The sequence below is a fragment of the Algoriphagus lacus genome, assembly GCF_003583985.1.
Classification (GTDB): domain Bacteria; phylum Bacteroidota; class Bacteroidia; order Cytophagales; family Cyclobacteriaceae; genus Algoriphagus; species Algoriphagus lacus.
In genome coordinates, this window is sequence record NZ_QXML01000002.1 from 115,873 (window position 1) to 128,686 (window position 12,814).

Consider the following 12,814-nt stretch of genomic DNA (forward strand, 5'->3'; position numbering starts at 1 on the left):
GACCGATTCAATATGTGCTGCCAATGAACGATTTTTTGATCCCCTTCGAAGAATTAAAATCCAGCTTGGAGGCTATCCTGATACAAGCTGGTTTTGAGAAGGAGCAGGCGGCTAAATGTGCTTTGCTTTTTGCCCAAGCGGATCTTGATGGGGTGAGATCTCACGGCGTAAATCGCTTTTTTCTTTTCCTTGATTATGTCCAAAAAGGATACGTAAGACCCAACTTGCAACCCGTTCTTTTGGATAAAACAGGATCATTTGAGCGCTACGATGGTCAGTTTGGCCCGGGTAATTTGAATGCGGATTTTGCGATGAGTCGTGCCATCGATCTTGCCATGGAATATGGGATGAGCTGTGTTTCAGTTCGGAATACCAACCACTGGATGCGTGGTGGAAACTATGGGTGGCAGGCTGCTGAAGCTGGTTTGATGGCTATATGCTTCACCAATACCAAAGCCAACATGCCGGCTTGGGGAGGCAATGAGCCCAAACTTGGTAACAATCCCCTAATCCTGGCGGTACCAAGACCCAGTGGTCCAATTGTACTTGACATGGCCATGTCTCAATTTGCCTATGGGAAAATGAGCATCGCTTCAGAAAAGGGTCAAGAGATGCCTTTTGATGCAGGCTTTGACACGGAAGGAAACCTGACTCGCAATCCCAAGACTATTTTGGAAAATCAGTTGGCCTTGCCAATTGGACTTTGGAAAGGTTCCGGGTTGTCCTTGATGCTGGATTTGTTTGCTACGCTGCTTTCCGGAGGTAATTCCACCCATGAGGTCGAGTCGAGTGGTGCTGAAATGGGGCTTTCTCAAGTATTCATTTGCTTTGATCCACAACGGCTGAATCTGGGGGATTGGATGGAAAATAAAGTGGAAGAAGTCCTTTCTGACTTGAAAAAGTCTTCGGTTTTTGAAGGTAATGAAGTCCGCTATCCGGGTGAAAAAACCTTGGAAATCCGTCGTGAAAATCTGGAAAACGGAGTGCCGGTCTCCGCGAAAATCTGGCAACAAATTCTTGAAAAAATCAACTTATGAACAAAACTGGAATAGGGATCATTGGAATCGGCTCCATTGCTGAAAAGCATGCGATGGCCATCCGCGAAATTCCAAATGCGGAACTCATCGGCTTTTACCATCCGAATCCTATTAAGGCAAAGGCTGCCGAGTCCAAATTTCAGGTTTCGGTTTTTTCAGAGTTGAGTAAATTTTTAGGTCACTCAGGTTTGGATGTCGTTTGCATCTGTACTCCAAGCGGTGTTCACTTGGAACCGGCCTTGGCTGCCATCCAAGCCGGAAAGCATGTTTTTATTGAGAAGCCCATCGAAGTGACTTTGGACCGTGCTGACCAATTGATCCAAGCAGCTGCCGATAATCAAGTCAAACTTGCAGTAGTGTTCCAAAACCGATTTTCTCCGGATTTCCAAAAATTAAAGAAGGCCGTGGTAGAAGGAGAATTTGGCAGACTGATCATGGGAAATGCACAGGTGAATTGGTTTCGCGATGCCACTTACTATTCCTCCAGTCAGTGGAAAGGAACGATCAAGGGTGATGGAGGAGGAGCTTTAATCAATCAGGCAATCCACACCCTGGACTTGCTTCTGGATGTGATGGGAGAGGTGGAGTCTGTTTTCGGCAAGGTGAAAACTACCCTTTATCCTATTGAAGGGGAAGATTTGGTTGCTGTTTTGGTCAATTTCAAGTCCGGCGCGATGGGTACAATTACGGCTGGGACTTCGCTTTATCCAGGTTATCCGGAGCGTTTGGAGATTTTTGGAACTGAGGGAAGCGCTATTCTGGAAGCAGGTAAATTGATCGCTTGGAATGTTAGAGGAAAGGAAAGTCCGATTTCCGGTACAAAAGCCGAGGGCTCCTCAGGGGCATCAGATCCCACAGCAATCGGTTATCAGTTGCACAAAGCTCAGTGGGAGAGATTTTTGGAATCCGTTTCCAAGGATTTGCCGATTGTCGTGGATGGTGTTTCCGCCCGCAAATCCCTGGAACTGATCAGGGGAATTTATCACTCCAGTAAGGAGGAAAAGTTAATTCGATTTCCTTTTCATGAGTAATTAAGCCCAAGATTCACCAATATAAAATGTGATCTTTTTGCCTGCCTGCTGCGGACAGATCCTTGGCAAAAAAAGAATCCGAAGCTTTCACTCCGGATTTCTTCAATTTTGTTTATAAGGAATTAAGGCTTTCTATCTGCCCACTGGAAACAGCCTACTTCCGCTCCACTTCCCTCAGATTCTCCATTTTCTTATTTCTCAGGAAGCCGTTGATGTCTTCGAAGTGCTCTTTCACGCGCTTGTTGCCAAACTCAAACACTTTGGTGACCAATCCGTCCAGGAAATCCCTATCGTGAGACACGACGATCAACGTTCCATCAAAGGCCTTCAAAGCGTCCTTGATGATGTCCTTGGTTTTCATATCCAAGTGGTTGGTCGGTTCATCAAGAATCAGCAGGTTGACAGGTTCGAGCAACAGCTTAATCATCGCCAATCGCGTCTTTTCACCTCCTGAAAGCACTTTAACCTTCTTGTTGATATCGTCCCCTTTGAACATGAAGGCACCCAATAGGTCCTTTATTTTGGTTCGAACTTCTCCAACGGCAATCTGATCAATCGTTTCAAAAATGCTCAGACTTTCATCCAGAAGCGATGCCTGATTCTGGGCAAAGTATCCGATCATGGCATTGTGCCCGAGTTCGCATTTGCCTTGGAAGTCGATCTCCCCCATGATGGCTTTGATCATGGTGGATTTTCCTTCCCCGTTTTTTCCGACAAACGCTACTTTTTGGCCGAGTTCGATGGTCATGGAGGCGTTTTTGAACACTACATGGTCTCCATAGCTTTTGCTCATTTCGTCCACGATAACCGGATATTTTCCGGATCGGGGAGAAGGTGGGAACCTGAGTTTCAGTGCGGAAGTATCCACTTCGTCCACTTCCACGATTTCCAGTTTTTCCAGCATTTTCACACGGGACTGTACCTGAAGTGTTTTGGAATAAGTGCCTTTGAAGCGCTCGATAAACTGCGTCGTATCGGCAATGAATTTCTGCTGTTCTTCGTAATGCTTTTGTTGGGTCTCCCGGCGCTCTTTGCGCAGCTCAAGGTAATGACTGTATTTGGCCTTGTAGTCGTAGATGCGGCCCATCGTCACTTCGATGGTGCGGGTAGTGATATTGTCCACAAAGGCCCGGTCGTGGGAAATTACAACTACGGCTTTTGCTTTGGTCATCAGAAATTCCTCCAGCCACTGGATCGACTCGATGTCGAGGTGGTTGGTTGGTTCGTCGAGCAGGATCAGGTCTGGTTTTTGCAAAAGAATCTTGGCCAGCTCGATCCGCATTCTCCAGCCTCCGGAGAATTCGGAAGTGGACCGTTGGAAGTCCTCGCGAACGAATCCCAAACCCAACAACACTTTTTCTACCTCAGCTTCATAATTGACTTCCTCAATGGCGTAAAATTTCTCACTGAGTTCGGAGACCTTTTCGATCAGTTTGTAATAATCTTCAGATTCATAGTCCGTCCGGACGGTCAATTCCTCGTTGATCCGGTCAATTTCTTCTTTCATTCCCAGATAGGAAGCGAATGCCTTGGCAGTCTCCTCCATGACCGTGCAGTCATCTGCTGTCAACAAATGCTGGGGAAGGTAGGCGACTACGTACCCCTTTGGAGCCGAAATCGCTCCGGAAGTTGGTTTGCTTTGACCGGCGATGATCTTGAGCAAAGTCGATTTGCCTGCTCCGTTTTTGCCCATCAAGGCGATCTTGTCGCTTTCGTTGATATTGAAGGTAATGTTGCTGAAGAGCGGAGTGCCACCGTGCATGACGGTCACATTGTCAACTGAAATCATGAACTTGGAAATTGAAGGGGCAAAGGTAGACAATTGAAGATTGAAAAATTTGAAGATTGGAAAATTAGCTGATACTCAATGGTCAGTGGTCCATAGTCTATCGACTCCATGATTATATGCCAACTATGATCTATCGACTATGGACTATACCCTATAAAAACTTAACTTCGCCCCATGCTTGTAATCGTCACCGGGGTTTCAGGAACTGGGAAAACCACCATCGGAAAGCTTTTGGCCGAGAGGCTGCGACTTCCTTTTTTTGATGCGGATCATTTTCATCCTGCTGAAAACATCGCAAAAATGAGCGCCGGTCATCCCCTCAATGATGAAGACAGACAGCCATGGCTTCAGGCATTAGCAGATCAACTGATTGCATCGGAACAAAAAGGAGGTGCTATTTTGGCCTGTTCGGCTTTGAAAAACTCCTATCGAGAGAAGCTCTCTATGTCCGAAAATCTCCGTTGGATACACCTAACCGGGGAGCGGGACCTGATTTGGGAGCGGATGCTTGCCCGCAAAAACCACTACATGAAAGCCGGAATGCTGGATTCTCAACTTGCAACTTGGGAGAAACCACTGACTGGATTTGAACTTGATATTTCCGGGACTCCAGAAAGCATTCTTAAGGAGTCTCTTTCTTACCTAAAATCTCAACCTATGAAAATGAAAATGGGAGTGATCGGAATGGGAGTGATGGGCAAAAGCCTGGCACTGAATCTCGCCGAAAAAGGTGTTCCCGTATCACTTTACAACCGATTTGTTGCCGGAAAAGAAGAAGGGATTGCCCAAAAGGTGCTCGAGGAAAACCCTGAATTTTCCAATATGCTTGCCTTTGAGAATTTGCAAAATTTTGTGGATTCGCTTGAAAAGCCGAGACGGATCTTAATGATGATTCCTGCCGGAGCGGCGATCGATGCCCAGTTGGATGCCTTGATTCCGATGTTGGAAAAAGACGATTTGGTCATTGACGGGGGGAATTCCTTCTATAAGGATTCCGAGCGAAGAGTGGATCGGTTGAAGGAAGTGGGCATGCATTTTTTACCCATGGGGGTATCCGGAGGAGAAGAAGGGGCAAGAAGGGGTCCATCCATTATGCCAGGCGGAAATGCAGAGGGCTATGCCATGGTGGAGGATTTCTTGGGAAGAATTTCCGCCAAAGACAAAAACGGCAAACCTTGTGTGACTTACGTGGGACCGGGTGGTTCCGGCCACTTCATCAAAATGGTCCACAATTCCATCGAGTATGGAGAAATGCAGGTATTGGCGGAGCTGACACACCTGCTTCGGTTTGGCTTTGGTTGTACACCGGAGAAAGTTTCGGAGATTTTTACAGATTGGGGAAATGGTGAATTGAAGTCCTTCCTGTTGGAAATCACTGCTGATCTGCTGCTTTTCAAGGAAAACGGTGAATTACTTTTGGATAAAATCCTCGATCAGGCAGGTCAAAAAGGCACCGGCGCTTGGTCATTGACTACTGCCTTGGAATACGGAATTCCTTACAGTCCTTTGGCTGAGTCGGTCAATGCACGGGGTGTTTCCGGAGAGAAAGCCATGCGAGTGGCATTTGCAAAAACCTTCGAGCATGAGTTTGTCTCTGTGAAAGGAAGCTTGGAAGAATGGCTGCCCAAAATCAAAGCAGCCTATTCCCTGGCTCGCATCATCAATCATGAAGTCGGTTTCCGATTGATGAAAACTGTCTCCGATACCAAGGACTGGAAGCTCAATTTCAACGAAATTGCCAGAATCTGGACCAATGGATGCATCATTCGATCCGGTTTGATGGAGAATATTTCCTCGAATTATTCAGATTCTGTTTCGTTCTTCGAAATGAAGGGAGTGAAGGAGAAGGTTATTTCAGGAAGAAAAGCTTTGGCAGAATTGGTCGGGCTTGGTCTGACCCACGGATTTGCTCTGCCTGTGATGAGCGCAGGGATCAATTATTTGTTGGGAAGAATCACAGCAGAGTCCAGTGCTTCGGTGATTCAGGCACAGCGGGATTATTTCGGAGCGCACACCTACCAGCGCAAAGATGATCCAAGTGGAAAGTTTTATCACACGCAGTGGAATTCGTAATTGCATATCACAAAATTTGAAATAAAAGAGGCTGGAGCGATTCAGCCTCTTTTTGTTTTTTAGTATTTCACGCTAAGTCGCAAGGACGCAAAGCCAATGAATTTCTCTGCGTCTTAAGCGTCTTTGCGAGAGATGAAAATGTGAATCCAAAAAAATCTACCACCGGATTGGTTTGGAAGGAGGAAAGGCCGAACTTAAGTTCTAAATCCAAATCCACCCAGCCATGAAGCCAATCAAACTTTTGTGCCTACTCCTTTTTGCGAGTTGCTTTTTGAGTTCTGTTTCCTTTTCTCAGGATCTTATTCTGAAAAACGTAAATATCGTGACCATGCAGGATGACAAAGTCCTGGAAAACCATGCGATTTATGTGAAAGATGGGGTCATCATGGAAATTGCCCCTGAGGAGGACCTTACTGTAGCCGGGTACCGCACCATTGATGGGAGAGGCTACTATATTTTCCCTGGCTTGGCAGAGTTTCACGGACACTTACCCAATCCGGAGCAATACGGACCGGAGTTTCAGGAAGAAGTCATGATGCTTTACCTGGCAAATGGGGTGTTGCGAATTCGAAGCATGCTGGGGCATGAGTCCCATTTGGCACTTCGGGATCGGGTGATGAAAGGAGAATTGTTGGGACCCCGGACTTTTGTTTCCGGACCTTCCCTGAACGGAACTTCAGTTGCTGATCCGGATGCCGGCCGAGCAATGGTTCGTGCGCAGAAAGCAGCCGGTTATGATCACCTCAAATTGCATCCGGGATTGGATACCCCCAAGTTTTTGGCGATAGCCGATGAAGCAAAAAAGCAGGGGATTTTCTATGGAGGCCATGTGTCCTTGGATGTAGGCTTGGTGACTTCGGTGACCCGTGGTTATCGCTCAGTTGAGCATATTGACGGTTTTTTGGAGGCAATGCTTCCGGATGGGACAGTTATTGATCCGACCGTTTCTGGACCGTTCAATATGAACTTGGTTGGTCAGGTAGATAAAAGCAAACTGGCAGGATTGATCCAGCTTTGTTTGGAAAATAAAACTTGGATGGCTCCGACGCTGACCTTGTTTGAGCGTTATTTTGGCTATCAGCCAGCCTATGAGTTGAGACAGCAGCCGGAGATGCTATACCTACCGGGCTTATTGGTTACCCAGTGGTTTAATACCAAATCCAAATTGGAATCGGATGGAGTCTTGGCCGAAGCGAAAGTCAAGCCTTACCTTGAATTCCGTCAGTGGCTATTTCTGGAACTCCACAAAGCCGGAGTTCCGATGATCATGAGCTCGGATTCCCCCCAAGTATTCAATGTGCCGGGATTTTCAATCCATCGCGAAATCGAATCCATGTCCAAGGCGGGGATGTCCAATTATGAGATTCTTAAAACCGGAACCGTCAATCCTGCCAAGTATATGGAACAGGAGGGGCAGTGGGGGGTGCTGAAGCCGGGTGCAGCAGCTGAGTTTGTGATGGTTCAAAAGAATCCCTTGGAGGATTTGACCACCATGCAAAAGCCTCAGGCGATCATGATTCAGGGCAAGTTTATCCAGCGGGATGAGTTGCAGTTGCAGTTAAATCTGATCCGACAAAAGTATCTCAGACAGTAATATTTTGGATCTATGATCTCGGATTTGAAATCCTCAACTTGGCCAGTTATTCTAGAATATGTAATCTAGGATGGTTAATTCAGTTTTATCTGAGATCCGGACCAAGCCAAATCTTCCAATTTTGAAATTAAATAACCCATGAAATACCTATCTATTTTCGGTACTGCAGCCATGCTCTCAGCAGCGGTAGCCTGTTCTCAAAAACCAACTCAAGAACCTGTTAAAGAAGAAATTAACCTTATGATTAAATCAGAACAAGTGGCCGAACACAACGGCCAGCCGGTTTTCCACTACATCCTTGATAATGGAAACATGCAGGTGGAAATGTCCAATTACGGAGGCTTGATCTCCAAAATCATCGCTCCGGATAAGAATGGAAATCTTGAAAATATCACCTTGACTCTGGACAGTGTGGCAGAGTATCTAACTAAGCCAAACCCATTTTTTGGTGCTACAGCCGGTCGGGTGGCCAATCGGATTTCCAATGCTCAATTTTCCCTGGATGGGATTACCTACGAACTTGCAAAGACTAACGGGGACAACCATTTGCATGGAGGAGTGGAAGGCTTTAACAAGAAAGTCTGGACTCCTGAAACTTACTCCAATGACTCCGTAGTCGGGGTCAAAATGACTTATCTGAGTGTAGATGGAGAAGAAGGCTATCCCGGAAATCTGCAAACCACGCTTTGGATGGAGCTTACTCCTGATAATACTTTGAGAATCCGATTCGAATCTACAACGGACAAAAAAACCATAGTCAACCTGACAAACCACACCTACTTCAACCTCGGTGGGATGGAGCGGGATGCACAGGATCATGAGTTTCAGTTTTGGGCAGATGCTTATACTCCAGTGGATGAGGAGTTGATTCCTACCGGAGAGGTCAAAGATGTGACCGGAACTCCCTTCGACTTCCGCAGTCCAAAAATCCTAGGCGATCAGATCGCTGCCAATGGAGGTGGATTTGACCACAACATGGTCATGAAGCAGGAAAAGTCAGCCGATATGAAGCACTTTGTCCGCGTGCGCCATACTGAAAGCGGTCGCGTGATGGACATGTATTCCGACAATTTGGGAGTACAGTTTTATACCGGAAACTTCCTGGACAAATTCGCCGGGGCGGATGGAAAAGTCTACGACAAGCATTGGGGCTTCTGCCTGGAATCCCAAAACTGGCCTGATGCCATCAACAAGCCCAACTTTCCAAGCCCGATCCTAAATCCTGGCGAGAAGTATGTGCATACCATTGAGTATCGCTTTTCTGTAGAGAAGTAAAGCATTGGGTTAGGCATTACTAGCGATTTTACCCGTTTTTTTTTGAGTTTAAAGTCCCTGAAAGAGAATTCTCAGGTATAAATTCTTGAGAAACTGAGGTCAAATAAATCCCGGATCAGATTTCTGATTCGGGATTTTCTTTAGTTTGAAAACTGCTTGAGGATCTTCTCCATTCCCTTTTTATCTCCGGACTGTTTCATGAATGCATCGTAATAATCCTCACTGATAGGAGTGTATTGATCGGTTTGAGCGGCTTCACTCCATCCTGATTTGACTGACTCCAGTGCGGCTTTATTGCTTTCATGTAGATTCAGGAAGGTGTTTTGAATCGATTTGGCGGTTTTTGGTTCGATTCTTTTGTGAAGCAAAACCGGTCCCAAAGGAATTTCAGGTGAAAGCCAGACCAAATGGACTTTCTTCGCCATTTCAGGATCTTTTTGGGATTCAAAAAACTCGTTGCTTCCCAAGGCACCGAGCTCCGCTTTCCCATCGGCAATTGACTCCAAAGTGGCCTTATGGGTTTTTCCATAGGAGACCGAGTTGAAAACTGATTCTGGGTTTGGAATGCCCTGAGAATTAAAAATCAGTCTCGGGACCAGATTGCCGGAAGTGGACCCCTGACTTACCAAAAGCAAATTAGTTTTCTCAGCCTGTTGCTTTGCATCTGCTAATGTGCGGATTCCGGAAGCAGTACTTGAGACAATGGCGGTTTTATAATTGTCTTTTGCATCGTCTCTGATTTGCAGGACGAGCGAAGGATACATGGAATAGCTTGAATTTCCAGCCTCCAAAAGCAGGTATCCCAAGGTATTGATCAGGGCAATATCCACTTCATCATTTTGGATCGCTTGGACAAATTCATGAACAGTTGGATAGCTTTTTACACTTACTCTTATCCCAGTTTGCTTGCTGATCTCATCTGCCAGAGGAGTGATGTTTTTGATTCGGTCATTTTCGGCATAGCGGTAAGTTGCCAAAACCAATTCCTGCCCTTTGGCCCCAAAAACCAAATGGACAAATACGATAAGTGCAGTGAGCGTTTTCATCTTTTTTAGGCAAGATTGGAAAGCTCCCTTTCGGGTTGCATGGACTGGGAGTTATTTGAAAAGTGCGGCTTCTTTTTGTAGTTTTTGGCCAAACCAAAAAAACTAAAAGTAAGGATTCCAAATCCAAAGGAATTCAAAAAACATCCAACAGGATTGAGACTTTGAAAGTGGTGATTGGTTAGACAATCATTCCTAATTAAAGGCTATTTCAAATTTAAGAGAAATAAATTCTGCAGGCTTGACCAGGGCAAGTCCCACAACCAAAATGCCCTTCCCTTCCAAAATATCCTGGCTCGTCATGGTCTCTCCAAGCCCTATTTTCACAAAAAAGGAGTGTTCTGGTTTTGTCCCGAAAAGCGCTCCCTTTCTCCAAAGCTCAATCAGAAAATCAGAAACGGAGAGTTTTATTCTGGCCCAGGTGTTGGCGTCATTAGGTTCGAAGGCAAACTGCTGCAAGTAGTTTTCTGTGGACTGTTTTATCATTAAGGCGGTGCGCTTGACTGGCACGTACCTCCATTCATTGTCATTGCCTGCCAGGGTTCTGGCTCCCCAAACGAGTATTCCCTCACCTGGAAAAAGGCGCAGGGCATTTATGGATTTTCCGGAGTAGCTATCGACTTTCAAAGTTTCCTGTTCTGCTGGGGAAATGGCAACGGAAGGTTTTTCAAAACCGCTCAAGCTTACATTAGCCGGAGCTTTCCATACTCCTCTTGTGCTGTCTACCTGGGAATAAATCCCTGCAATTGCTCCCGAAGGAGGACTTGGCTTGAGGATTTTTGCCATGGATTCGATAATTCTCTGATAGGTTAGGCTGGTACTCCACAGTGCCAAATGGATATTTTCTTGGGAGACCTGATTGGAGGTAAGGGCTTCCTGGGCTTTGGGTTCCGGCAGGAGTTCGCTGAGATTTACAGCAGGATCCAGATTTTTATAGCTTAGAGAATGTTGGTTTCCAGCCCGATCAAGCCAGGGATAATATGCAGCGCCGAAGCTTAAATAATCATTTCCAATCCCATTTCTAAACTGATCGATACAATTGACTCCGGATTTTCTGGGTTCGTACCCGTTGGGAATGTCAAGTATTGAGAATCGGTTCCCCTGCGTATGACAGTGAGAGAGCATTTCCCGGAAAATTTCAAACGCTTGATCTTCCAAAGCAACCGCATCGGGAATGATGACTAGGGTGGGCTCTAGGACTTTCTCCAAGCATTTCAGGCCTTTGGGTTTTTGAGTTTTAATCCTGGAAGTTGGTGCCCCCAAAAGATCTTCTTTCTTGATTTTTACTTCACTTTTTCCTGAGTAGGTTCCTACCGATACCACATAGCAAGCTCTTCCCCCATTGGCAAAATAGTCCATTACACTATGGAAAAGATAAGCACGTTGGAAAGGCAAAAGAGCGATTCCATAGTCTTGAATTCCTATGCTGATGGTATATTGGTCTCTAATGGTTTTTGGTGCAAGGGAGAAAAGGGGCGAAAACTCCCCGCCAAAAAAGGATTGGAATTCTGAGAGCGAATGAACTTTTAGTGCTTGGTTTAGCGCGGATTTCCCATTGATTTCCGCTTTTTCAGTGTATCCCACAAAAGCTGGAATTGCTGTTTCCACTTGGGCAATGGATAGAGACCTGAATGAAACTTCCTCGACGTATACTGCTGGAGTTTTAAAGATTTTGGCCATGGTATGGTACAAAAAAGTTGATGAATAGGATTCAGAAGTTACACAACTTTTTTCCAAGTCTCTGAATTTTAGGACAAAAGAGAAACTTTATATTTTAAGGGTTTAGTGGCTCCACTTTCAACTAGGTGAAAAGTTTATAAAAACAACAACGGTTTGGGTAAGCACCCAAACCGTTGTTGCCGAACTCTGTTGTTTGCAGGTATTTTTCAGTTCCAAATGAGGAAAAGCTATTATTAACTTAGCTTTTTGCCATTATTGGAGCTTTTTTACTTCTACCCCAAGCAATCCAAAGTGCAATTCCCACCAGTAAAGCATTCATTCCAATTGCCGAAAATTCCCCTCGTAATAGATGAAAACCAGCAGCTAAACCCATAACTAAAGCCAGACAGACGGCTGCCCAAACAGTTAAAAAAGTTTTGAATCTGAAAATAGAGGGAATTAATAATCCCAAGCCTCCCAGTATTTCGCTCACACCAATTACCCTAATTAATTCCAAAGGTACATCTGAAGCCCAAGGAAGAGATTCTGTTAACAATTCAAGCGGCTGGGTGGCTTTCATAAACCCAGCCATTCCAAACATGATAGCTACTAATCCCTGTGCAATCCATAAAGCTATATGTATAGCCTTGTTACTTTTTTGAGTTGTCATTTTTCTTTCTTTTAGGTTGAAGCACAAAACTCCTGAGCTCGAAGAGCTTATGCCTTGATGTACATCAAGAAATGACATGGGATTATTTTTTTTGGGATAGCTCGTTTCTAACACGGCTTAGGGCCTCGGGGGTGATTCCTAAATAGGAAGCCACCATTCTGAGAGGTACTCTTTGAATGATATTAGGGTAGGTATCAATAAAGTGCTCATACCTTTCTTTGGCACTTGAACTCATTAACATGATGATCCTATTTTGCATAGAGTTTAACCGTCTAAACAAGGCTTTAATGTCAGGAGTCTCTTTTAGCATTTCCTCTTTAGAGGCTACATTCAAAACGGTATCTTCAATTGCATCTATAAATAATTGGCAAGGAGTATCAGGCTCACAACTGTCTGTGACCAACCAGTTTTCGGGGCCAAACATATAAATATGTTCCTTTCCCTTTTCATCAATTGTATAGCTTCGCAACAAACCGTTTTCCACAAAATAAACCTTGGAGTTGGTTTCTCCTTTTCGCTGTAAAACGGTCCCTTTTTTTATGGCTATTTTTTTCAATGGTGCTTTAGTTTGAAGCTGTCCGATTGGACAAGTTGCTCATTTGTTTTAGAACACTTAAGTAAAATAGCCTTCCAACTCAGGAGG

The 12,814-nt window shown here is 45.1% G+C and carries 10 protein-coding genes; 5 read left to right on the forward strand and 5 right to left on the reverse strand.

All coding sequences use genetic code 11. The annotated features are described in order from the left end of the window. The first annotated feature begins 23 nt into the window (after positions 1 to 23). Positions 24 to 1,037, forward strand: coding sequence for a 3-dehydro-L-gulonate 2-dehydrogenase (gene yiaK, locus D0X99_RS04715; protein ID WP_119476506.1), 1,014 nt, complete (start codon positions 24 to 26; stop codon positions 1,035 to 1,037). Next, positions 1,034 to 2,068: a Gfo/Idh/MocA family protein gene (locus D0X99_RS04720; protein WP_119476507.1), complete on the forward strand. Its 1,035-nt coding sequence runs from the start codon at positions 1,034 to 1,036 to the stop codon at positions 2,066 to 2,068. Before yiaK ends, D0X99_RS04720 begins: the two co-directional genes overlap by 4 nt. A 154-nt stretch (positions 2,069 to 2,222) precedes the next feature. On the opposite strand, the gene D0X99_RS04725 is transcribed toward D0X99_RS04720, so the two are convergent. Beyond that, positions 2,223 to 3,857: an ABC-F family ATP-binding cassette domain-containing protein gene (locus tag D0X99_RS04725; protein ID WP_119476946.1), complete on the reverse strand. Its 1,635-nt coding sequence runs from the start codon at positions 3,855 to 3,857 to the stop codon at positions 2,223 to 2,225. A 174-nt stretch (positions 3,858 to 4,031) separates the two neighbouring features. On the opposite strand from D0X99_RS04725, the gene gndA reads away from it, so the two are divergent. From gndA to D0X99_RS04740, 3 genes are all read left to right on the forward strand, one after another. Then, positions 4,032 to 5,930 (forward strand): NADP-dependent phosphogluconate dehydrogenase, encoded by a 1,899-nt coding sequence (gene gndA, locus D0X99_RS04730; protein ID WP_119476508.1) that lies wholly within the window; start codon positions 4,032 to 4,034, stop codon positions 5,928 to 5,930. Between the two features lie 223 nt (positions 5,931 to 6,153). Then, positions 6,154 to 7,524 carry an amidohydrolase family protein gene (locus D0X99_RS04735; RefSeq protein WP_119476509.1) on the forward strand — a complete coding sequence of 457 codons (1,371 nt, stop codon included), beginning with the start codon at positions 6,154 to 6,156 and terminating at the stop codon, positions 7,522 to 7,524. 138 nt (positions 7,525 to 7,662) lie between these two features. Continuing rightward, the gene (locus D0X99_RS04740; protein WP_233553650.1) at positions 7,663 to 8,799 is read left to right on the forward strand and encodes an aldose epimerase family protein; all 1,137 of its coding nucleotides are present in this window, start codon (positions 7,663 to 7,665) and stop codon (positions 8,797 to 8,799) included. 140 nt (positions 8,800 to 8,939) lie between these two features. Here D0X99_RS04740 and D0X99_RS04745 read toward each other — a convergent pair whose 3' ends face one another. The 4 genes from D0X99_RS04745 to D0X99_RS04760 all read right to left on the reverse strand — a co-directional run bounded on the left by D0X99_RS04745 (position 8,940) and on the right by D0X99_RS04760 (position 12,727). Further along, the gene (locus tag D0X99_RS04745) at positions 8,940 to 9,845 is read right to left on the reverse strand and encodes a phosphate/phosphite/phosphonate ABC transporter substrate-binding protein (RefSeq protein ID WP_119476510.1); all 906 of its coding nucleotides are present in this window, start codon (positions 9,843 to 9,845) and stop codon (positions 8,940 to 8,942) included. A 192-nt stretch (positions 9,846 to 10,037) separates the two neighbouring features. After that, positions 10,038 to 11,522 carry a phage tail sheath family protein gene (locus D0X99_RS04750; RefSeq protein WP_147392185.1) on the reverse strand — a complete coding sequence of 495 codons (1,485 nt, stop codon included), beginning with the start codon at positions 11,520 to 11,522 and terminating at the stop codon, positions 10,038 to 10,040. A gap of 238 nt (positions 11,523 to 11,760) precedes the next feature. Beyond that, positions 11,761 to 12,249 (reverse strand): DoxX family protein, encoded by a 489-nt coding sequence (locus D0X99_RS04755; protein WP_233553651.1) that lies wholly within the window; start codon positions 12,247 to 12,249, stop codon positions 11,761 to 11,763. Between the two features lie 4 nt (positions 12,250 to 12,253). Beyond that, complete coding sequence (locus D0X99_RS04760) at positions 12,254 to 12,727, reverse strand: Crp/Fnr family transcriptional regulator (RefSeq protein ID WP_119476513.1); 474 nt, start codon at positions 12,725 to 12,727, stop codon at positions 12,254 to 12,256. Positions 12,728 to 12,814: the final 87 nt, after the last annotated feature.

Excerpts from the sequence above, each read along its gene's own strand:
- gndA (WP_119476508.1), top strand. The coding sequence starts at position 4,032 with ATGCTTGTAATCGTCACCGGGGTTTCAGGAACTGGGAAAACCACCATC.
- yiaK (WP_119476506.1), top strand. The coding sequence starts at position 24 with ATGAACGATTTTTTGATCCCCTTCGAAGAATTAAAATCCAGCTTGGAG.
- D0X99_RS04745 (WP_119476510.1), bottom strand. The coding sequence starts at position 9,845 with ATGAAAACGCTCACTGCACTTATCGTATTTGTCCATTTGGTTTTTGGG.
- D0X99_RS04725 (WP_119476946.1), bottom strand. The coding sequence starts at position 3,857 with ATGATTTCAGTTGACAATGTGACCGTCATGCACGGTGGCACTCCGCTC.
- D0X99_RS04755 (WP_233553651.1), bottom strand. The coding sequence starts at position 12,249 with ATGTCATTTCTTGATGTACATCAAGGCATAAGCTCTTCGAGCTCAGGA.
- D0X99_RS04750 (WP_147392185.1), bottom strand. The coding sequence starts at position 11,522 with ATGGCCAAAATCTTTAAAACTCCAGCAGTATACGTCGAGGAAGTTTCA.
- D0X99_RS04740 (WP_233553650.1), top strand. The coding sequence starts at position 7,663 with ATGAAATACCTATCTATTTTCGGTACTGCAGCCATGCTCTCAGCAGCG.
- D0X99_RS04720 (WP_119476507.1), top strand. The coding sequence starts at position 1,034 with ATGAACAAAACTGGAATAGGGATCATTGGAATCGGCTCCATTGCTGAA.
- D0X99_RS04735 (WP_119476509.1), top strand. The coding sequence starts at position 6,154 with ATGAAGCCAATCAAACTTTTGTGCCTACTCCTTTTTGCGAGTTGCTTT.